19 protein-coding genes are annotated in these 22402 nt (G+C 55.8%); 7 read left to right on the forward strand and 12 right to left on the reverse strand.

Annotated elements, in window-relative coordinates:
- Positions 1-20: 20 nt before the first annotated feature.
- On the reverse strand, positions 21-1244 hold the full coding sequence (locus TH468_RS04205; protein WP_085642304.1) for a winged helix-turn-helix domain-containing protein: 1224 nt from the start codon (positions 1242-1244) through the stop codon (positions 21-23).
- A 216-nt stretch (positions 1245-1460) separates the two neighbouring features.
- Here TH468_RS04205 and TH468_RS04210 point away from each other — a divergent pair, with 216 nt between their 5' ends.
- Positions 1461-3389: an SLC13 family permease gene (locus tag TH468_RS04210; RefSeq protein WP_085642305.1), complete on the forward strand. Its 1929-nt coding sequence runs from the start codon at positions 1461-1463 to the stop codon at positions 3387-3389.
- Between the two features lie 11 nt (positions 3390-3400).
- Here the strand turns inward: TH468_RS04210 and TH468_RS04215 are convergent, their stop codons facing one another.
- Positions 3401-4312, reverse strand: a complete 912-nt coding sequence (locus TH468_RS04215; RefSeq protein WP_085642306.1) for a LysR substrate-binding domain-containing protein — start codon at positions 4310-4312, stop codon at positions 3401-3403.
- 52 nt (positions 4313-4364) lie between these two features.
- Between TH468_RS04215 and TH468_RS04220 the strand changes: the two genes are divergently transcribed.
- Genes TH468_RS04220 through TH468_RS04235 form a run of 4 tightly spaced genes read left to right on the forward strand, consistent with a single transcriptional unit; the run spans position 4365 to position 8363 of the window.
- Positions 4365-5450 carry a TRAP transporter substrate-binding protein gene (locus TH468_RS04220; protein WP_139834627.1) on the forward strand — a complete coding sequence of 362 codons (1086 nt, stop codon included), beginning with the start codon at positions 4365-4367 and terminating at the stop codon, positions 5448-5450.
- A 60-nt stretch (positions 5451-5510) separates the two neighbouring features.
- Positions 5511-5990 (forward strand): TRAP transporter small permease, encoded by a 480-nt coding sequence (locus tag TH468_RS04225; protein ID WP_071240886.1) that lies wholly within the window; start codon positions 5511-5513, stop codon positions 5988-5990.
- A 10-nt stretch (positions 5991-6000) separates the two neighbouring features.
- Complete coding sequence (locus TH468_RS04230) at positions 6001-7290, forward strand: TRAP transporter large permease (protein ID WP_085642308.1); 1290 nt, start codon at positions 6001-6003, stop codon at positions 7288-7290.
- A 38-nt stretch (positions 7291-7328) separates the two neighbouring features.
- Positions 7329-8363 carry an NAD/NADP octopine/nopaline dehydrogenase family protein gene (locus TH468_RS04235; RefSeq protein WP_085642309.1) on the forward strand — a complete coding sequence of 345 codons (1035 nt, stop codon included), beginning with the start codon at positions 7329-7331 and terminating at the stop codon, positions 8361-8363.
- A gap of 97 nt (positions 8364-8460) precedes the next feature.
- On the opposite strand, the gene folD is transcribed toward TH468_RS04235, so the two are convergent.
- From folD to TH468_RS04255, 4 genes are all read right to left on the reverse strand, one after another.
- Positions 8461-9360 (reverse strand): bifunctional methylenetetrahydrofolate dehydrogenase/methenyltetrahydrofolate cyclohydrolase FolD, encoded by a 900-nt coding sequence (gene folD, locus TH468_RS04240; RefSeq protein WP_085642310.1) that lies wholly within the window; start codon positions 9358-9360, stop codon positions 8461-8463.
- Complete coding sequence (locus tag TH468_RS04245; protein ID WP_085642311.1) at positions 9357-9689, reverse strand: DUF167 family protein; 333 nt, start codon at positions 9687-9689, stop codon at positions 9357-9359. The genes folD and TH468_RS04245 overlap by 4 nt, the downstream gene beginning before the upstream one ends.
- Positions 9690-9697: 8 nt before the next feature.
- Complete coding sequence (locus TH468_RS04250) at positions 9698-9994, reverse strand: YggT family protein (RefSeq protein ID WP_007089155.1); 297 nt, start codon at positions 9992-9994, stop codon at positions 9698-9700.
- A gap of 108 nt (positions 9995-10102) precedes the next feature.
- Positions 10103-10324 carry a hypothetical protein gene (locus TH468_RS04255; RefSeq protein ID WP_085642312.1) on the reverse strand — a complete coding sequence of 74 codons (222 nt, stop codon included), beginning with the start codon at positions 10322-10324 and terminating at the stop codon, positions 10103-10105.
- On the opposite strand from TH468_RS04255, the gene TH468_RS04260 reads away from it, so the two are divergent.
- The gene (locus TH468_RS04260; protein WP_085642313.1) at positions 10323-10919 is read left to right on the forward strand and encodes a DNA-3-methyladenine glycosylase I; all 597 of its coding nucleotides are present in this window, start codon (positions 10323-10325) and stop codon (positions 10917-10919) included. The genes TH468_RS04255 and TH468_RS04260 overlap by 2 nt on opposite strands.
- Here the strand turns inward: TH468_RS04260 and TH468_RS04265 are convergent.
- The 6 genes from TH468_RS04265 to TH468_RS04290 form a co-directional block, all read right to left on the reverse strand.
- Positions 10916-11956 carry a LacI family DNA-binding transcriptional regulator gene (locus tag TH468_RS04265; RefSeq protein ID WP_085642314.1) on the reverse strand — a complete coding sequence of 347 codons (1041 nt, stop codon included), beginning with the start codon at positions 11954-11956 and terminating at the stop codon, positions 10916-10918. The two genes, TH468_RS04260 and TH468_RS04265, sit on opposite strands and share 4 nt — an antisense overlap.
- A 274-nt stretch (positions 11957-12230) precedes the next feature.
- The gene (locus tag TH468_RS04270) at positions 12231-12854 is read right to left on the reverse strand and encodes an alpha-ketoglutarate-dependent dioxygenase AlkB (RefSeq protein WP_085642315.1); all 624 of its coding nucleotides are present in this window, start codon (positions 12852-12854) and stop codon (positions 12231-12233) included.
- A 100-nt stretch (positions 12855-12954) separates the two neighbouring features.
- The gene (locus TH468_RS04275) at positions 12955-14406 is read right to left on the reverse strand and encodes an efflux transporter outer membrane subunit (RefSeq protein WP_085642316.1); all 1452 of its coding nucleotides are present in this window, start codon (positions 14404-14406) and stop codon (positions 12955-12957) included.
- Between the two features lies 1 nt (position 14407).
- A complete protein-coding gene (locus TH468_RS04280; protein WP_085642317.1) occupies positions 14408-17560 on the reverse strand; it encodes an efflux RND transporter permease subunit in 3153 nt (1050 codons plus the stop codon).
- 1 nt (position 17561) lies between these two features.
- On the reverse strand, positions 17562-18695 hold the full coding sequence (locus TH468_RS04285) for an efflux RND transporter periplasmic adaptor subunit (RefSeq protein ID WP_246832206.1): 1134 nt from the start codon (positions 18693-18695) through the stop codon (positions 17562-17564).
- A 284-nt stretch (positions 18696-18979) separates the two neighbouring features.
- Entirely contained in the window at positions 18980-21088 is a 2109-nt protein-coding gene (locus TH468_RS04290) for a methyl-accepting chemotaxis protein (protein ID WP_085642319.1), read from the reverse strand.
- A 115-nt stretch (positions 21089-21203) separates the two neighbouring features.
- On the opposite strand from TH468_RS04290, the gene TH468_RS04295 reads away from it, so the two are divergent.
- Complete coding sequence (locus TH468_RS04295) at positions 21204-22337, forward strand: AraC family transcriptional regulator (RefSeq protein WP_085642320.1); 1134 nt, start codon at positions 21204-21206, stop codon at positions 22335-22337.
- The last annotated feature ends 65 nt before the right edge of the window (positions 22338-22402 follow it).

The raw sequence follows: 22402 nt of genomic DNA on the forward strand, positions 1-22402 counted from the left end.
CCTACGCCCCGTTCACCTTTTTAGCCTTGATGCTGACCGGCAAGATACACCGAAAACGGATTGCACGGGACAACCGCGACACCCGAAAGCCCCAAAAACCGCGCCAGTCGCGACAGATGCACCATCAGATCGCCCGCAACGGTGGCCGCATCACAAGCGTCTTCCAGATGCGCGCTCTGCACCCGAAGAACCCCTTCCTGCCGATCTGATTTCAGATCAACTCGCGCAACAAATTCCCCCTTCTGCATGAACGGCAGAACGTAATAGCCATATTGCCGTTTTTCCGCCGGGACATAAATTTCGATCCGGTAATTGAAACCGAAAATCCGTTCCACCCGGTCGCGTTCCCACATGATCGGATCAAACGGCACCATCAGGGCGGTTGGCTTTGCCCGGCAGCGCGGATTGACATGCGGGCACAAATATCCCGGCTGTTTCCAGCCCTCGACATCCGCCTGCAACAAAGTGCCGTCTTCGACCATTTCGGCAACCCGTGCCTTGGCATCCTCTGTCGGCAGGCGGAAATACTTCCGAAGATCAGCCTCGGTCGCGATGCCCATCGCAGCAATCCCGTTGCGGATCAGGGCACGCTGGGCTTCGGCACGCGGCATGGCAGGTTCAAGCGCCTCCGGGCCGATGATCCGTTCGGGCAGATCATAGACCCGCTCGAAACTGGTGCGCCGTTTGCGCGCCATCACCTGCCCGCTCCAGAACAGGAATTCCATCGCGGTTTTGGTTTTCGACCATCCCCACCATTTCGAACTTGATGCGCCTTCCTGTTCCAGATCACTGGCGGCAAGTGCCCCTTCCTTTTCGATCCGATCCAGAATGCTGCGCACAAATTCAGGATGATCACGGATCATTTTGGCGATCTGCCCCCAGGTGCCTTTGCCCTCGGCGGCATCCGCCATGCGCCAGCGATAAAACCCGTAATCCTCGACCGGGATCATCGATGCCTCATGGCCCCAATATTCAAACAACCGCCGCTGCCGGGCGTTGCCCCAGCTCAGTTGATCAAGGTCCGCCGGGTCATAAACGCCAAGCCGCGAAAAAACCGGCATATAATGCGCACGCGTCAGAACATTGACACTGTCGACCTGTAACATGCCGGTCTGGCGAATGGCTTTCATGATCCGGCGCTTGGTCACCGGGCGGCTTTCGTCCTGATCAAACCCCTGCGCGGCAAGGGCCAGATTGCGCGCCTGTCGGGCGGACACGGAAATCGCGGCTTTGTCGTTAATCATGGTGGCCTTTGAAAAATCGCAAAGAAAAACAGTGTGATGGTATCATACCCTCCTGACAATTATGTCAGTAGATTGCAGGAACATTTCGGTGGGTCGGATCGTTTCCTATGGCCGGTTTCTATTCCCCGCGGTTTCTATGCCTTGTGGCATCTATGTTTCTGCCATCTTTGATCCTGACCATGTTTTCAACCCGATGAAGCAACCAAACAGGCATCCATGGAACTCAAACAAATCCTGATCCTTGCCATTCTTGTCGGAACGGTCGTCATGTTCCTGTGGGGGCGCTGGCGTCATGACATGGTTGCGATGGCATCCCTGCTCTGCTGCGTGGTCGCGGGGCTAGTGCCGGTTGATGGGGCCTTTCAGGGTTTCGGTCATCCGGCGGTGATCACGGTTGCCTGTATCCTGATCCTGTCATCGGCACTTCAGCAATCAGGCGCGGTCGATAACCTGACCCGCATGGTTCTACCGCAATCCGCCGGTCCGGTCGTGACCATGGCTGCCCTCAGCCTGCTGGCCGCCATCCTGTCGGCCTTCATGAACAATGTCGGCGCGCTGGCCCTTCTGATGCCCGTCGCCCTGCAAATCGCCGCCAAACAGAACCTGCCACCGGGCAAAATCCTTATGCCTCTGGCCTTCGGATCTATCCTAGGCGGCATGACCACCCTGATCGGGACCCCGCCCAACCTGATCGTTGCCGGTTTCCGCGCCGAGGCCGGCGAGGGCGGCTTTACGATGTTTGACTACACTCCGGTCGGGATTGTTGTTGCCGCCGCCGGTCTGGTTTTCGTAATGGTGTTTGGCCGCTGGCTTGTTCCCACCCGCGAACGCGCAGGGGCCGAGGGCTTTGAAACCGGCTCCTACCTGACCGAGGCGCGTATTGCCGCGGGCAGCAAGGCGATCGGCATGATGCTGCGCGATGTAAACCGCGAACTTGAAAAGGGCGACGCGCAGGTCATCGGCCTGATCCGCAACGAAAAACGCATTCCCGCCCCCAACCCTTATCGCGAACTTTATGAAAACGACATCCTGATCATCGAGGCCGACCCCGAAGCACTTGCCGTAGCTCTTTCCGCCCTTGATCTGAAACTCGAAGAAGAATTACGCGACCTCGAAGCGCAGGAAAAGGAAGCTAAACAACTCGAAAAAGCCGAAAATTCGAATGAAAAAGCCGATTCTGATGCAAAATCTACGGCCACAGCGTCTTCGAAGACCGAAAAACATGCCAAAACACCCCAAACAGATGCGGAAAACCCGGATAACAGCCGACGCGGCGCGATCCAGTCCGATGACATTGCGCTCATGGAACTGGCGATTTTGCCGAACTCCGGCTTTATCGGCCGGTCCGCCACCGATATCCATCTGCGCACCCGGTATGGCGTAAACCTTTTGGCGGTGTCGCGGCAGGGGCAACGCTCGATGGCGCGGTTGCGTACCATGTCAATGAAGGCCGGCGACGTGCTTTTGATGCAAGGTCCGCCCGAAGCCATTCATGATTTTGCATCGCGCCTTGGCTGTGTGCCGCTGGCGCAACGCGCGCTTCGCATCCCCGACAATGCTCAGGCGCTAAAGGCCACGGGCATCATGGCCGCGGCCATCGGTGCTGCCGCCTTTGGCGTCATGCCCGCTGCCGTTGCCTTTGCCATCGGGGTTCTGATCGCCATGGTGGCGCGCGTGGTGGCACCGCGCAATGTCTATGACGCGGTGGACTGGCCGGTGATTGTCCTGCTTGCCGCCCTGATCCCGGTGGCAAATGCCATGGAAACCACCGGCACGGCCGATCTGGTTGCCCGCTTCCTGTTAAACTGGGTCGCACAGGGGAATGCCATCATCGCCCTTGGCCTGATCCTGATCATCACCATGACACTCTCGGATTTCATGAACAATGCCGCCACGGCGGCCGTCATGTGCCCGATTGCAATTGGCAGTGCCGCACAACTCGACGCCAATCCTGACGCCTTCCTGATGGCGGTCGCCATCGGCGCATCCTGCGCCTTCCTGACCCCGATTGGCCACCAGAACAACACACTCATCCTCGGCCCCGGCGGCTTCCGCTTTGGTGATTACTGGCGGCTCGGCCTGCCGATTGAAATCATCGTGGTGGCGGTTGGGGTGCCTATGCTTCTATGGGTTTGGCCGCTGTAACGGAATGCGGGCTAAGGTTCAATACGGCCTTGATACTCAAGCACCTCGGGTAAATGTCGGACAAAAGCATCGGTTATTCTTGGGGCGGTCACACGCGAAGGCGTTATGGCGGCAAATTCTTGGGTAACCGCCGGACTGAACGGGCGGATCACTGTACGCCCTTCGGGAGCCATACGTGCTGAGATCGTATTCAGAATGGCAATTCCCAGACCCTCAGCCACAAAACTGGCGCAAGAAGACGCATGAAGAACCTCACCAGCGATTTTCAACTCGACTTGGGCTTTTTCAAAAATCTCATTGATCTGGGGTCTTATTGCGCCACTGCGTCCTAAGACAAAGATATTCTCACCATCGAGATCAAATTCATTGATTGTCGATTTGGACGCCAGCGGGTGATCTGATGGTATCAGGGCAACGGATCCGATCACTGCACGATACATAACCCTGATATCTTGCGTAACAGGACCCAATGTGCAGAAACCCAAATCATGTTCGCCGCGCGAAATCTGATCGGCAATGGCATGCGAATCATCCGTATGAAGACTGATGGTCAATTCCGGAATTTCCTTGACCACGCTAGCAACAAGATGAGCGACAAATGTATGCGATAGGAAAGGCGGAGCTGCAATGCGGAAGGGATCCATTGGAAAACGGCGTATACGCCTTGCCGCCTCTTCTACAAAGTCGAGCCCCACAAAGACACGATTAACCTCCCCCACCAGACGTGATGCGGCAGGAGTAGCCTGAAGCCGCGGACCGGAACGCTCAAAAAGCCGCATGTCCAGCGTTGCTTCAAGATCGGAAATCAGGCGGCTGACAGCAGGCTGAGAGATCGACATCCTCTCGGCCGCTTCGGTCATCGTCCCGCTGGTCATCAAAAGGCGAAATGCCTCAACTTGTCGAATGGTGATACGTGACGCCATATTTCCTGCTACCTAGTATAACATGAAATCATAATGGCATATAAAATCGCTATTGGACATTATTTTAAATTTTACTCACTCTTGGTTCATGCTCGATGGAACGACCTTCAGAGCACAAGAAAACTTGCTACTTGAAATCAGGGAGACCAACCCGATGAGATATCTTATGCTCGCGCTTGCGGCATGCGTTCTTACTACGACCACGTTCGCCGCCGACGCGCAAACCCTGCGTTTATCCACTCAGGGCAATCCGCCTCATCCTTGGCTTGATGCCGCTGAAACCCTCAAATCCGAAGTCGAAACCGCGACCAACGGTCGGGTTAAAATCGAAATCTTTGGTGGCGCCACTCTTGGGCGCGATGCAACTGCCCTTGACGAAATGCGATTAGGCACAATCGACCTGCTGATCGGCGGCACTCAGGAAGCAACACCGTTCTTCCCCGAATTTCAGCTTTTCAGCATCAGTTATCTGTTCCCAAATATCGACATTTTCCGTAAGGCAATGGCTCCCGATAGCGAGGTTGTCTCGTATTTTAACCGTGTCTACGAGCAAAGCGAAAATGGCCTGAAATTGCTGGCTCTGACCGGTGGCGGCATCCGCAACCTGTCGAACAACCAGCACGAAGTCGCAAATCTCGAAGATCTTTCTGGCCTTAAAATGCGAGTTCCAGGGTCGCGTCTGGATGCCGTGATGTGGGAAACCAGCGGAGCACAGCCAGTCTCGCTGCCCTTCACCGAACTCTACACCGCACTGCAAACCGGTGTCGCAAACGCCTTCGAAAGCTCTATTAGTGCCTATGTAGGAAACAAGCTTTATGAAGTTGCGCCCTATCACTCAAAGACCCAGCATCAGTTCCTGGTCAGTCACATCACAATCAGCAGCATCGCATGGAACCGACTTTCCAATGATGACAAAGAAATCTTCCGGGCTGCTGCTGCCAAAGCCGCCGTCGTAGGGATTGACAAGGGCATCGAATATGACAGCTCGCTGCTGCAGCCCCTTATCGATTCAGGCAAAGTGACCGTAACCGAAGTTGACAAGACTCCCTTCATTGAAGTGGTTCGACCGCTGCACGACGAAGTCGCCAAGGAAATCGGCGCGACCGAGGTCTTAAACGCCATTCGTGCACTGAAATGATCTCTTGTTGCGGCGGTCGACAATGATCCGCACCGCCGCAACAAAATCTGGGAGACCGTTATGCTTCACAAATTCAACTCTGTTGTCGAGCGGGTTTACTTTATCGCTGGTGGCCTGTTCTTTCTTGCCTTCATCGCTTGTGTCCTGTTCCAAATTGCCTCGCGAAACTTTCTGCCCGGCAGCTTTATCTGGACCGATGAAATCGCGATGTTCTGTTTTATATGGAGCGTTTTTCTGGGGGCGACCGTGGGTTTCCGAAGAGGCGCTCACTACGTGGTGGAAATTTTCCCGGTGCATTTCGTGCGGTCCAATCTGGCACTCACGCTTCTTGCCTTGGTACTCTGCCTGCCCCTGATCTACGTACTCGCTACAGACGGTCTGACCTATGCCGAAATGAGCTGGAGACGCTTCTCATTTTCGCTCGGTTATCCGATGTTTTTCCAGAATATCGTTGTCACCGTCTCTGGTGCGGCCATGGCATTTTTTGCGATTGAACTCGTCGCAGACACCTGGTGCCGCCTTTTCCCCAAACATTCCTAAGGCTGCCGAAATGACTCCGATCCTTATCCTGATCGCTGGCTTTTTGTCCCTCATTCTTCTGCGGGTGCCAATTGCATTTGCCATAGGGCTGTCCTCGCTAGCGACCGTACTATATCTGGGTCTGCCGACTGTATCGGTCGTAAACCAGATGCTTTCAAACCTGAATTCCTTTGCGCTACTTGCAGTCCCGTTCTTTCTGCTGTTGGGACGCCTGATGAATGACAGCGGAATTACCGATCGTCTCATGGTTTTTGCTCAATCCATGGTCGGGCACATCAAAGGCGGATTGGGGCACATCAACGTGCTCGTCAGCATGATGTTTGCCAGCATGTCGGGATCGGCCGCGGCCGATACCGCCAGTGTCGGCGCCATTATGATCCCGGCGATGAAAAAGGCTGGCTATCCTGCCCCATTTGCGGTCGCCCTGACCGCCACATCTTCGACACTGGGCGTCATCATTCCCCCGTCCATTCTTTTCGTCATCTATGGGGCGTTTGGGAATGTTTCTATCGCAGGACTGTTCATGGCCGGCATCCTTCCCGGAATCCTTATTGGTCTTGGCCAGATGGGCTACACCTATTTCGTGGCCTCGCGTCACGGGGTGGTAAACACCGTCAAAATGCCATGGAAAGAACGCGGAAAATCAACGCGCCGCGCTGCACCTGCCCTTCTTATTCCGCTGATTATTCTTGGCGGGATTACAAGCGGCGTCTTTACCGCCACCGAAGCATCGGCAATCGCTGCACTCGTGGGACTGGTTTTAGCGGTGATCGTATATCGCACCATTCGGCCCAGTGCCCTCTTCACCATTTTATGTGAAACCGTGGTTGCCTATTCCTTGCCGATGTTTGCAGTCGCTGCAGCCGGGATAATGGGGTGGCTTATTTCCTATCTGGGCGTCGCACGGGATGTCGCTGAGTTAATCGCCTCCGTGTCCCATCAAGACTGGGGGGTACTGATCATGCTGATGATTTTCTCCCTGGTCGTCGGAACCGTCCTAAGCCCGATGACAGCAGTGATTATTTTCCTGCCGATCATCAAAGAGCTGGGTGTCATCGCACAAATTCCCGACATCCATCTTGCACTCGTGGTCTGCCTGTCGCTTGCCATTGGCCTTACCACACCACCCTACGGCATATGTCTGCTCATCGCAGCACAAATTGGCGAAGTAGATATGCCACGTGCTTTCCTCGCAGTGTTGCCCATCGTCGCAATAACGATCTCGATCATCATGTTCGTGATCTTTCTCCCGGAAATATTCTTGTACCTGCCAAAGACATTTTTCCCGGAAGCCTTTTGACATTCTGCGCCGAACAGCGTCGTACCTAAGGAGTTATCATGAAAGTAACAGTGATCGGCGGCGGTCCCGTCGGGCTGACTTATTGTGCCTTGCTTATGAAGGCAGGGCACGAGGTCAGATTATGGTCCGAAAGCCATCCTGACGAAAAAAAATGGCACTTTACAGGGTGCCTCGAAGAAAGCAGGGACATCCCGACGGCGAACTCCGCAGAGCAGGCTGTTGCATTCGCAGATACGCTTGTGCTCACACGATGTGCAACAGGCACGCAGTCCACAATAGAGGCACTGGCTCCTCTCTTGCATAATGACCAAGTGGTTATCTTTAGTGCGGAACTGTCCTTTGCTTCTCTCTATCTGTCTTCCGCGCTTAGAATGGCGAGCCGACAGGCAAAAAGCATCTCGTGGTCTACCACCGTTGCAACCGCACAGAGAAAAACCAACGATATCCGTATCGGTACAATACGCGATACAATTGACATGGCATCGGCCGGATTTGATGATCCGGCCAAGGCATTGGAATTATGCAAAACACTGTTTGGAGATCGCTTCCGAATGGTGGCGCATCCGGCAATGATCGGGTTTAGCAACCTGAACCCGCCGATCCATCTGGCAAATTCACTAGCCAACCTGACGCGCATCGAGCGGGGCGAGGACTGGGAGAATTACCAGTGTATCACCCCTGTCGTGGGTCGCATGATCGAACAGCTCGATCTCGAACGAACTGCATTGGCAAAATGCCTTGGTTACGAAGTGCGCGACGTGTTCGCACATTATCTCATGACCTTTCCTGGTATCGTACCGGGCAGCGTTTCGGAAATGGCACAACAGGTATACGCCCGTGCACCCGGAACGAAAGGACCGATCTCGCTCGATACACGATACATCACCGAAGATGTACCGTTCGGTTTGGTTCCCCTGTGCGCACTCGCACGTCGGATAGGAAAACCGCTAACATTGCACGAAGCGGGAATTCAGGTCCTGTCAACCTATCTCGGCCGCGACCTCTGGGAAGGAAACAACATGATGAATCAAGTTCTGATGGAACTTGATTCTGTGCTCGACCATGCAGCCTAAGCCTCCCGGACGATCAGGTTTGTTACCAATATAAACAAAACGAAAAAGGCGACCCGCTCGGGTCGCCTTTCATGCTTGTGTCATGAGCTTGCAAACGTTAGCTATCAAAACCAAGGTTCGGCACCGCAAGGCCATTGGCACGACATGCCGAAATCAGGGTATTGTTGAGCAAACACGCGATCGTCATCGGGCCGACACCGCCCGGAACCGGGGTAATAGCCCCGGCGACTTTGGATGCGGTTTCGAACTCGACATCCCCGACCAGCTTCATTTTGCCCTCGGCACCTTCAACGCGGTTGATACCAACATCAATCACGGTGGCCCCCGGCGCGATCCAGTCGCCCTTGATCATATTCGGGCGCCCCACCGCGGCAACGACGATATCGGCACGGCGGACTTCTTCGGGCAGGTCACGGGTACGCGAATGGGCGATGGTCACCGTGCAGCTTTCTTTCAGAAGCAACTGCGCCATCGGCTTGCCAACGATGTTGGACCGGCCCACCACCACCGCGCGCATCCCCGACAGATCACCAAGCGTGTCTTTGAGCAGCATCAGGCAGCCATAAGGCGTGCAGGGGGCAAAGCCCTCGCCCCCGGTTGCCAGCGCACCGGCATTAACGACATGGAAGCCGTCAACATCCTTGGCCGGATCAATCGCGGCAAGGATCGCCTGATCGTCGATATGTTTGGGCACCGGCAACTGGCACAGGATGCCATGAACCTTGGGATCGGCATTCAGCTTTGCGATCAGCGCCAGAAGATCTTCCTGCGACGTATCGGCGGAAAGCTTGTGCTCATACGAATTCATGCCGCATTCGAGGGTCTGCTTGCCCTTGTTACGGACATAAACCTGGCTTGCCGGGTCTTCACCGACCAGAATAACCGCAAGGCCCGGCGTAACGCCGTGCGCATCTTTGATCTTGGCCACTTCTGCTGCGATATCGCCGCGCAATTTGGCCGCGAATGCTTTGCCGTCGATGATTTTTGCGTCGCTCATATGTCTTGTCCGCCCGTCAATTCATGAAGTTGCGCAATGAGTGCGTCCGGATCGCCTGAAATTTCCAGCACCTTGTTGCGGTCCGTATGTCCGGCAACAATTTCGACTGACGATTTAGGCCATTTGGCCGTTTTTGCCAAAAGCTTTATCAGGGCGATGTTCGCCTTGCCATTTTCAGGCACCGCCGTAACCGTCGCCCTGATCTGCTGCTGCCCGTTGCCATCAACGCCCACACCGGCAATCGCATTTCGCGAAGCCTTTGGCGTCAGCCGCAAAAACACCTTGATGCCGGTGCCATCCGAAAGCTTCTCGCAGAACGGTTTACCCATCTGCGGGCTTAGTAACCCAGCAACGCCGCGCGCACGTCTGTCTGGATCAGCATATTGGCAAACTGCAGGATCAGGATCAGGATGATCGGCGAAATATCGATGCCGCCCAGATTCGGAATGATCCGGCGGATCGGTCGTAATGCCGGTTCGGTAATCCGATAGAGGAAATCGCCAACCATATAAACGAACCGGTTGCTGGAATTGATCACGTCAAATGCCACAAGCCATGACAGGATTGCCGACGCAATCAGCATGAAAATGTAGATACCGATAACGGTGTCAATAAGCCAAAAAATCGCCAGCATCGCCGCTCCTTGTAGCAGTCGGTCCAGATCGGGCCGATCTGATCGGAATTACAGTTAACACGCTGCAAAACCTAGTCGGCCTTGGCTCCGGGCGCAAGCACAGAGCACCTATTTTCCGATGCTTTCATCAAGTTTTCCACATGATGTGACATGCTTCACCAGACATTGCGCGATTTTGGCATGACCTTTTCGCCAAAATAGTTCACAGAACATCCCCGCCCCGACAGTTTTTGTCAGGAGAAATGTCAGGATAAAGTCATCAGGCTTGCCAGCCCCGCCGATCCCATCCAAAAATGCGCAGCCATCAAACGACAAAGAAGGATCGATCATGTCGGCGAATACGCTCCCCCGTTGCAAATGGGCCGAAACCCATCTCGACAAGCCGTTTTACGTCGATTACCACGATCAGGAATGGGGCGTTCCGGTTCATGATGACCGGCACTTCTTCGAAATGCTGATCCTCGAAGGTGCGCAGGCCGGTTTAAGCTGGCTGACGATCCTTGCGCGGCGCGATACCTATCGCGCGGCTTACGATAATTTCGATGTCCAGAAGATCGCCAGGTATGACGAGGCCAAACAACAGGCCCTTCTGGCCGATCCCGGCATCATCCGCAACCGGGCCAAGGTCGCGGCAAGCATCCTTAATGCCAACTCCTTCATCGAAATCCAGAAGGAATTTGGCAGCTTCGATGCCTATATCTGGGATTTCATCGGCGGCAAACCGGTCATCAACCACTGGAAAGCCATCTCTGACGTCCCCGTATCCACCGCACTTAGCGACGCCCTGTCCAAGGAGCTCAAAAAACGCGGCATGAAGTTTGTCGGCACGACAATCATGTATTCCTTCATGCAGGCCACCGGCCTTGTGATGGACCACACCACCGATTGCCACTGCTACGCGGCCCTTTCGGGTAAATCGGCTTAGGCCGTCGATCCACGGACAAGCAGGCTGGTTTCAAGTACGCGGCTGTCGCTTTCCGCCTCGCCAAGCGCCATTTCGGCCGCCAAACGCCCCTTTTCAACGGAATCCTGGCGGATGCTCGACAATGGCGGGTCGGTGCGTTCGCCCTCCGCAATGCCATCAAAGCCGATGACCTTAAGATCCTCGGGGATTTTTCGGCCACTTGCGCGCGCACCATCAAGAGCACCAATGGCAATCACATCGGACATCGCCAGAATACCGTCGACTTCCGGATGATCGCGCAACATGGTTTCGACCATTTCGGCACTGTGCGATGACATGTTTTCGCATTCGATATGGACGATATCCTCAATCGCGATCCCAGCCTTTTTAAGGGCCGCGTGATATCCGCCAAGCCGTTCGCGCACCACACGGTGGCTAACCGCCCCGCGGCGCTTGGCATTCATCGGGCCGAAATTTTCCGCCTTGTTGGCCTGCAGGGACAGGATGGCGAATTTGCGCGCGCCGCAATCAATCAAATGCTGGGCCGCCATTTCCGCCCCGGCAAAATCATCCAGCACCACGGTTCCCGCCGCCCCGGCAATATCGGTATCAATGCAGACCAATGGCTGGTTGCGGCGCTGAATGGCGGAAATGATGTCATTGTCATCGGAATAGCAATGCACCAGAAAGGCATCAACGGCGGCATTGTTGATCGCGGTAATCGCCTGTTCGGGGTTTTCGGCGGAAATGATCATCATATTGACCGCCTGACGGGCACATTCCCGCCCGACACCGCGCAGAAGCTCAATCGCCACCGGATCACTGAACGCATATTCAAGGTTATCGGGAAACACCACGCCAAGCGCCCCGGCCTTACCGGTGCGGAGCATCCGCGCCATCACATGCGGCCCGCGATAACCAAGCTCTCTGGCAACTTCCAGAATGCGTTCCCGGACTTCCTTGCGAACCAGATCAGGCTTGCCAAAGGCATTTGATGCCGTGCCCTGCGATACCCCGGCCGCCTTGGCCACATCCAGAAGACGTACCCGTTTTGCCATGCTTGCGATGTCTCCCCTTTATTCACCCCGGCTTGCGGATTAACCGGCAATCACGCGACATTTTTTTGAATCGGTTCATCCCGATATTGACAGAACCCCTTTCGGACCGCCACACTGCATTCATTGAATCGATTCATTATTGTACGCACCGATTGCGCAACAGCCGATATGTTTGTCCGTTTGCACCCCGGTGTTGACGGTTTTCCCGGCAATCTCGAATTGCTGACTTCAAGCCGCCCTGACCGGGGCGGCTTTTTTTCAGAGCCCCCCGAAATCATCGGTCGCGCACCTTGTTTTCCGGTGCGGTATGACGGAATGTCAGGTTGATCCGGGGCCCGATCTGGCGCGCGGTTTTGGGAATCTGATGTAACCAGTGATGCTGTGTCGCACCCCGCATGATCAGCAACGAATTATGCGGCAGATCGACACTGACCCGATCCCCGGTTTTCTTGTGCCGAAAATGGAACCGGCGTTCTTCACCAAATGACAGGCTGGCAATAACCGGATTTTCGCCCAGCACATCCTCGTCATCGGCATGCCATGCAACGCTGTCGCGCCCGTCGCGATACTGGTTCAGCAAAACCGTGTTAAACGACGCATCGGATTTTTCTTCGACCAGTTCACGAAGTGGCACGACAATTTTCGGAAATGGTGATGCCGGGTGATAAACACCGCTATAACGATAGGCCACGTCACCATACCATGCCGTCAATCGCGGCACGGCAATCTCGCGCCCCATCAGCCTGGCAATTTCCTGCTGCCAGACAATGCCGCTTAACAGCCGTTCAAACGCACGATCCGCATCACCTGCCGCCATGACTTCACGCAGCAGCAATGCCTCCCCGTCAAAGGGCAGCAGATTGTGTGGTGGCTCATTGGCAAACAGATCGCCCGTCATTTTCTTCCCCGGTTCACGATACCCAAGACCTAGGCCGAACTGACGGCGAAAACAAGCAACAGCTTATGGAAATCAGCGTTATTACAGATGTTTGGCGGCGTTAGCCATTATTCATGTCAATCCCAGCCTTATCGGCATAACGTTCGACATCATCAACGCTCAGCCCGACAGCGGCATAAAGATTGATGGTTTCCAGTTCCAGATCGGTTTCCGCATCCGCCAGGTCCTGTTGGGACTGCGTCAGGGTGCGTTGCGAATCAAGAACATCAAGGAAGTTTGAAAGCCCCTGAACATACCGCACCCGCGACTGCTCGAACGCCTGACGGTGATACTGCACCGATGAAATCAGGGAATCGCGCTGCTGAACCGCCCCGACATAGCCGTAAATCGCACTTTCAACATCCTGAATGGCGACCAGAAGCGTCTGCTGATAGCTGTAAAATGCCTGCTGCGCCTGTTGTTCGGCAACATCGATATCGGCCTGCCGGGCACCGCCATCATAAAGCGTCGCATCAATCAGCGCCCCGATGGCGGCCATGGCGGTTCGCACAATCGGGCCAGAGCCATACCCCGTTGCCCCAAGCGCGAGTGACCCGTCCAGCGTCAATTCAGGATAAAGATCGGCGGTCTGAACCCCGATTTCGGCGGTGGCGGAAATCAATGAAAGCTCGGCCGCGCGGACATCAGGGCGACGGCGCAAAAGGTCGGCTGGAATGCCAATCGGCGGCGCACTGTCAAATTCCGGCAGGGGCTGCACATCGACCAGACGGTCGCGATAGCTTCCCGGCTGCGCCCCCAGAAGAATGGCAATCGCATTGATTGACCGGTCAATATCGGTCTGCAATGTCGGCAATGTCGCCTCGATATCGGAAACCTCGGCACGTGCACGCGAAAGATCAAGTTCGGACGCCAGCCCCGTCTGCATCCGGACCTGCACGATGTTGCTGGTCTGGCGTTGCAGATCAAGCGAACTGCGCAGCAATTCCTGCCGTTTCTGCGTACCGCGCAGCTCGATATAGTTGCGCACGATATCGGCAATCACCGTCAGGTAAACGTCTTCGCGCAGATACACCTGTTCCAGATAATCCGCCAACGCGACTTCGTCCTCGCGCTGCTGCCCGCCCCAGACATCCGCCGTCCATGAAAAATCAATCCCGGCCCGGTATCCGATATCGGTGGTCTGGCTGCCACGTTCGCGCGACGATGTGCCGCGTTCGGCATCGCCGTTAACACTGGCGCCGACCTCGATGCCATTTGCCCCCGAAACACCGCGCGCCACCGCCCGGGCTTCCTCAATCCGGCTGGCCGCGATCCGCAAATCAAGGTTATTGGCAAGTCCAAGCGCAATCAGCTCAGAAAGAACCGGATCACGCGTACTTTCCCACCAACGGCCATGATCGGCCTGATTGGCGGCAATCACCGGTACTGCCGGGGTATAGGCCCCGACAAGATCAAATTTCGGCGCAACATAATCAGGCCCGACCGTCTGACAGGCCGAAAGTCCGATCATAAGCGGCAGGGCACAACAGATTGAAAGACGTTTTACAGACATTCTAGCTGGCACTTCCTTCAATCTCGCCCTTGTCCGGGATGCTTTCCGCAGCCCGCAACTGGCTTTGCAGTTTCTTGCCGCCATCGGCACGGGCTGAAACCAGCGGTGCCAGCAAAAGGTATAAAACCGGTGTCAGGAACAGGGTAAAGACCGTTGCAAAACCAAGCCCGCCAAACACCACCCAGCCAATCGCGGCACGCGCCTCCGCCCCGGCCCCGGTGCCAAGCACAAGCGGCAAACCACCCAGAACGGTTGAAATCATTGTCATCATGATCGGGCGCAGGCGGATCATCGCCGCATCATGCACCGCTTCGCGTACTGATTTCCCGGCATCGCGCAACTGATCGGCAAATTCGACAACAAGAATACCGTTCTTGGCCATAAGCCCGACCAGCATCACCAACCCGATCTGGCTGTAGATATTGATCGATGTGCCACTGATGCCCAGCGCATAAATCGCCGCAGCCAGACCGAATGGAACGGTCAGAACCACGACAAGGGCAGACATGAAGCTTTCAAACTGTGCCGCCAGAACCAGCAACACCACAAGAACCGCAATCAGGAAGGTGATCTGCACATCATGCGATGTTTCGCCCAGTGTCGCCGCATCGCCCAGGAACAGAACATTCACCCCGGGCGGCAGGACCTTGTCACCGACCTGATCAATATCGACCACTGCCTGCTGCAACGTATATCCCGGCGCAAGGTTGCCCGAAATCTTGACCGCGCGCTGCTGTCCCTCGCGATCCAGTTCCGATGCCACCGCCTCTTCGCTCAGATTGATCACCGAAGATAGCGGTAAAATACGACCATCCCGGTTGCTGACAAACAGATTCTCCAGATCCGACGGATCATTGATGCTGCCCGCACTGCTGCGCAGTTTGACCGGGATGTTTTCATCATCGACCGTAATCTCGGTAACTTCATATCCTTCGATCATCGCACGCAGCGTCGTATCAAGGCTTTCGATCGGAATGCCAAGGTCGGATGCCCGCTGCCGGTCAATATTCACCAGCAATTGCGGCTGTGTCGTCTGATAGGAAACCCGAAGCCCGACAAACTGCGGATAATTCGCCTCAAGCTCCTGCTGCATGGCGCGCGCATTCGCCGCCAGTGTGCGGTAATTCGTCCCCGTAAGGGCAAACTCAAATCCCTCGCCGGTACCGCCACGCAAACCAAGGCTGTTGGGCTGATAGACAAAGGCCTGCACACCGGGCAGTGCATCAAGCGCCCCACGGATCGAACCGGTGATTTCCTGCTGGCTGCGGCTGCGTTCATCCCACGGCACCAGGGGCGCAATCACCAGCGCACGGTTCGGGTCCCAAAGACCGACAATCGTATAGATGTTATAGGCATCCCCGGCTTCGACAATCGGACGCAGGATGTTTTCAACCGTTTCGACCTGCCGGTCCATGTAATCAATGCCAACCCCGTCCGGCCCGCGCAGCGACACCAGAATACGGCCGCGATCCTCGTCGGGCAGAAGTTCCTGCGTGACGCTGTTATAAACCCCAAAGGCCAGCACACCGGCAAAGATCGACACGATCAGGGTAATCAGCGGGAACCGCAAAACCCATTCAAGAATGTTTTTGTAAATCCCCGAACAGTAAAACCCGACCCGTTCCAGAAAGTTCGGCTTGGCATCCTTGTCCCCGTCATGCGGGTCAATATGCTTTAAACGCGACGCCAGCATCGGACACAGCGACAGTGCCACAAACGACGACACCGCCACCGAAAACGCCAGCACGAAACCGAATTCCCTGAAAAGCCGCCCCGCCGTGCTTGGCAAAAACGAAATCGGCACAAACACCGACACCAGCGTCAGGGTGGTGGCAATCACCGCAAAAAACACCTGCCGCGTCCCCAGAACCGCGGCCGCCATCGATCCCAATCCCTGATGACGGCGGCGCTGGATGTTTTCCAGCACCACAATCGCATCATCAACAATCATCCCCGTCGCCAGAACAAGCGCCAGCAACGTCAGGATATTGATCGAAAAACCCATCATCCAGATCGCGGCCACCGTCCCGACAAGCGCGATCGGAATGGTCACTGTCGGGATCAGGGTCGCGGTAAAGGACCGCAGGAAAAGATACAGAACCCCGATCACGATAATGATCGCCAGCGCCAGACTGTTCAGAACCTCCCAAAGCGCGCCTTCGATAAACACCGCATCGTCCGAGTTCACGAAAACATCGATATCGTCGTACTGGCTGTTCAGCCGTTCGGCCACCTCGCGAATGCCATCCGATATCGCAATGGTGTTTGACTGCGCCTGCCTGACAACCCCAAGCCCGATCACGGTCCGGCCATCAAGGCGCACATAGGATGTCGCATCATCGGGCCCGTAATAGACATCCGCCACATCACCCAGCCGCACCTGATTGCGGATGAACATCTGTTTGACGTCCTCGACCTCCCAGACCGACGCATCCGCCCGGACAAAAAGCTTCTGATCGCTGGAATCAAAACTGCCGGCGGGAATGTCGAACTTGGCGGTTTTCAGGACATCCGCAACGTCCTGAACCGAAAAGCCGTAACTCGCCAGTCGCAGCGGATCGACCCGGACATGCAGAACCTTTTCGCGTTCGCCATTGATCGTGATTTCGGCCACACCGGGCACGGAAAGCAGCGCCGGGCTGATCTGGTCATCAACGATATTGGCAAGCTCTTCCTCGGTCAGGCGGTTGCTGACCACCGCAAGCCGCATGATCGCACTGGCATCGGCATCGGCCTTGACCACGCGGACATCCTCGACCTCATCGGGAAGGGTTCTTGACGCGCGGCTGACCGCCTCGCGAATGTCATTGGCGGCGTCATTGATTTCAATGTCAGGATAAAATTCGACGCGAACCCGCGACGTGCCTTCTTCGCTGTTTGAACTGATGCGTTTGACACCACTGACGCGCGACGCTGCCCCTTCAAGAAGGCTTGTGACCTCGGCATCAACCGTTTCGGGCGATGCCCCGTCATAGGTCGCATAAACCGTGACCGTCGGCTGATCAACGTTGGGCAGCTCGCGGATTTCAACACCCAGCATGGCGGCAAGACCCGCCAGAATGATCAAAAGCGACACCACGGAAATAAGAACAGGGCGACGGATGCTGAGTGACGCCAGATCATTCTGGTTTTCGTTCTGATTCCCGTCCTGCATCTTACGACCCTTCGCCGGTGTCGTTGCGCTGGGCAACACCGGTTTCATCACCGCCGCGGATGGTTGCCGCCACATCACGGCCCGGCCGCAGGCGAAGCACGCCTTCAACGACCACAAGGTCACCCTTGTCAATCGGCCCATCAAGCAGGATACGTCCCTGTGTCCGCTTTACGACCCGGACCGGAACACGTTCGACCTTGTCATCCTTGATCCGCCAGATATAGGTCCCGCCATCACCCCACAGAACCGAAATTTCCGGCACCGACGGATAGGTCTTGCCTTCGATATCGACATAAACCGCAAACGACATCCCCGACAAAAGCCGCCCGGTCGGGTTCGGAATGCGTGCACGCACTTTAAATGTCCGGCTTTCGGGATCAATGCGGCTGGCAATGGAATCAACCGTCCCTTCAAACCATTCCCCCGGAAGGCTCCATGTCTCCACCCGAAGCGACTGACCGATCTTCACATTGTCAAACCGGGTTTCGGGAACCTCGAAATCCACCAGAACACTTTCAACATTATCCAGTGTCGCAATCAATGTGGAACTGTCCACACGGTCGCCCGGCTCCACCTGCGGAATGCCAACCGTGCCATTGAACGGTGCCAGAATGGTGCGGTCCGCAAGGTCAACCTCGGCCTGATCCAGCCTTATGCGCGCCTCGGCAAGGGCGGTGCGTGCCGCATCCACCTCGCTTGCCGATACCGCGCCAAGCGGCCTTGCCTGCTCGTAACGATCCAGAAGCTGCTTGGCATCCTTGACCTGAACCGATGCCAGATCCCGCGCCAGCCGTTCCCGATCCGAATCAAGGATCAAAAGAACCTGACCGCGCGCGACTTTTTCACCGGCATGAAACAGAACATCACTGACTTCGCCCGAAACCGCCGGATAAATCGAAACACCCAATGTTGACCGGCCGGTGCCGACCGCCTCAACAACCGTCTTTTCTTCCATCACGCTGGCATATTCGGCAATCACTGGCAGCGCCGGGTTGCCCGTGCGCGTTGCACCGTCCGCATCCGACGGGCCGTTTGACGCAACAAAGGGCAGCATGCCCCTGTCATAGGCAAACCAGCCGCCCCCAACTGCGGCAATGATCAAAAGAAATACGACTAGCCTACCTGTGCGTGACATCGAATGCCCGTTCTTGTGTGTTCTGAAATGATGCAAAGACATCGCTGAAAATGTCTTAATGTCAGTACCATAGACATTACGTTAGTTCCCGAAGGGCAGCGACCGGAAAATTGTATCAGAAATGTCGCAACTTGTACTGATCAGGTAATACGCAAGGATGCCCCGGTCCGATTGATAAACCAGATTTTCGCACAAAAAAGCCCGCACATTTTTGCGCGGGCTTCTAAGGTTCTTCTGAGCTTCTTCTGGGGTGCTTCTGACCGGACCGGAAACCGGATATCCTGTCAGGCAGCACCGCGAATATACATCCCCGGAAAATCGACAAGATTGGATCGCCCATCCTTTGCCGTGACGGGCACATCACCGTCATCATCCTCTGTGCCATCACTGGCCGCCGATTCCACCGCCCGGTCAAGCGACCCCGAAAGTTCCGTCACATTACGGTCAACCTCATCGGCACGACGTGTCAGATCGATGCTCAGTTTCCGCGTCACCTCAATATCGCGCGATACCTCGTGGATGGCATTGCTGACATGAAGGGCGGCATCACTGGCCGATGCAATCGCAAGGCTGATTTCCTCGGTCTCGCGGCGCTGATGTTCAACATCACCTGCCACTTCTTCGGAAATCGACATCATGTCGCGCACGGTCACACCGACATCTTCCATCGACCGAACACAACGATCCGTCACATTGCCCATCGCACTGACATGGGCTGTGATCTGCTCGGTTGCCTGCGCGGTTTGACCTGCAAGGTTCTTGACCTCGGCTGCGACCACGGCAAAGCCTTTGCCCGCCTCGCCCGCGCGTGCCGCCTCGATGGTCGCGTTAAGCGCCAGAAGGTTGGTCTGCCCCGCAATCCCGCGGATCAGATCGACAATCTGCTCAATGCTGGTCGCCACTTCGCGAAGGTCATCGACCGCCTCGGCGGATTGCTGGGTCGATCCCACCGCGTTCTGAGCAATGGCGCGCTGCCGGTCAACACGGTTGGCAATCGACCCGATGGCATCGGAAAGCCGCGTTGCCGCCTCGCTGATCGAATGGGCGTGCGACTGGCTTTGTTCGGCCGCATTGGTCGCCATTTCGGTCTGGCCGGTCACACGTTCGGCGGCAGCGGCAACTTCGCCCACCGCTTCGCGCATCCGGGTCACCTGATGGGTGACGGATTGCACAAGACCTGCGGTTTCGCCTTCGATGGTTTCGGCCATCGCCCCCAGTGATGCGCGCCGTTTTTCTTCTTCCTCGCGCTGAAGGGCAATGCGTTCCTCGGCCATCTGTTCGATCTTAAGCGCATTTTCGCGGAAGATCGCAACCGTGCGCGACATCGCGCCAAATTCATCGCCGCGATTGAAATCGACCAGATCGATATCGGTGTTGTTTTCGCTCAACCGCGTCATATCGCCATTCACCCGGCGTAGCGGCCTCAGGATGCTAAGCGCAATCGTGATCGCCAGACCAAAGGCAATCAGCGCGCCGATCCCGGCCACCACCATATTGGTGATCGCTTTGTTTTCAGATTCACTATGCGCCGCCTCAACCAGCATGTTCTGGCCCGCTACCGCTTCCTCGCGGATATTCTGGGTAATCGCCTGCACTTCGCGGACGGCTGACTTGAAATCATCCATCGACTGACGGAAGCCACCGATTGACCCCTCAAGCTGGTTCGCGCCCTGCTTCAATAGGTCATTGTCGCGCACCGCATAGGAAAACAGCTTCTTGTCCGCGCGTTTCAGCCCGCCTATGGCGTTTTTGATTTCTTCCTGAAGGTCGGTCAGGGTCGAGGTTTCCGTGCGTGCCGCATCAAGCGCTTCCGGGGTACGCAAAATGGCATATTGCAAACTGTTGACGATGGCACTCAGGTTGGCCGAACCAAGCTTGTCGACATATTTTTCGGCAAGGGCAGGATCGCGTTTGGTGATGAAATCAACCAGTTCGCCCGCCGATTTGCCAAGCTGATGCGCCCCAAGCAGCATGGTATCGGACGCCGCCGTCAGGTTTTCCGCCCGCAGAACAAGCGGCTCCAACGTCGCGATATATTCTGCATTAAGGCTTTCCAGCGCATCGGCCTTTGCCACGTCGCCTTCGGCACGAAGCTGATTGATCAGCCTGTTACCGCTGGCCTCGGCACTTTCGCGCAATGTTGCAATCCCGTCACGATCCAGCGGATCAACCGTCTGGGCAAACAGCAGAACCTGGTTCGACAACCGTTCAAGCTTCAACGCATATTCGTTTGCAAGCCCGACAAGCTGCGTACTTTTGGCAATACGGTCCGCATGACCACCAAAACCCAGCAGATACCATGATGAAAGGGCGCTTAACCCGATCAGCATGATGACAAGCGCAAGAAACCCCGCAAAAATGCGGTAACCGATACGAATACGGTCAAGAAACATGGGATCTCCAATGATCCGGAATGGGGGACATATTTCCCGTGTCTCTAACCCGAGTTTCCCGTCGTTTTTGTAACAGTTAGATGAAATCCGCATTTGTCTATGACAACACGGACAGATGGGGACTTTTGAATGTTCATTCGAACATTTGCCGCGCCGCAAAATCCCCGACACGAAAGCACTCTATACCATCGTTCAGGCGCACCATATCCCTATGTCCGCGGCCCTTTCGGGCAAAATTTACACTCTGTTTACCGATTCGCTTCTGGTCGATCAAACCGGCAAAACCGGTAAATGTATCGGTGACAATATTGTCCAAGCCGAAAGGCCATCGGATGTTTATACTTGCGCCATGGCGCATTCACTTCGACATGATCCGTCGCGCGGCGCACGGAAATCAAATCCCTCCCGCGAAGTCGCCCGTCACTGGCGGGCGGCAGACGGCATTGATCTGTTCGAAGCCGATTACAAACGCTTTTCCTTTCCCAAACACAGTCATGATTATTATGCGTTCGGCACCATCCTGAACGGGGCCGAACAATTCATGACCGGCGGCACCAACTATGTCGCCCGGCGGGGTCAGTTGCTGATGATGAACCCGATGCAGGTCCATGACGGCGGCCCGGCCTGTGATGACGGCTACCAGTATCAGATCATGTTCATCGCGCACGAAATCTTTGGCGATCTGGTGGCTGAACTGTCCCCCAAAAGCACCGGCCTGCCGTTTTTTGGCAATCATGTGGTCGATGATCCGGAACTGCATCTGCAACTGCAATCCCTGCACCGCATGTTCCGACCTGATCTTCACCAGACAACAACCCTACTCGAACGCGATAGCCAGCTTTTATACAGTGCCGCGCGGCTTGCGCTCCGCCATGCCGATGCACCGCCCTTTTCCTATCAACCGGGCTCCGAAGACAAACGTGTGCGCGCCGTCATCGACTATATGGCCGACCATCTTGATGCCAATATATCGCTTGATGAACTGGCAAGCCTGACCGGGCTCAGCCGCTTTCACCTGCTGCGCGTTTTCCGTCACGCCACCGGATTGCCACCGCACACCTATTTCAATCACATGCGCCTGCGCCGGGCAAAACGCATGCTGTTTGACGGCTTTGGCATTGCCGATGTCGCGGCTGCCACCGGCTATGCCGATCAAAGCCACCTGAACCGGCATTTCAAAACCATGTGGGGTGTCAGCCCCGGTGCCTTTATCGCGGGCCTCGCCCCAGCAGCCAAAAAATCCCGCTAGGCCCTGCTTCACCCCGGAACCGACCCAGCCACGATTGCGAAATAGCAATATCGTCCAATATTCCT

Origin of the sequence: Thalassospira sp. MCCC 1A03138, from assembly GCF_002115785.1 — a bacterium.
In the GTDB taxonomy this organism is placed as follows: Bacteria; Pseudomonadota; Alphaproteobacteria; order Rhodospirillales; family Thalassospiraceae; genus Thalassospira.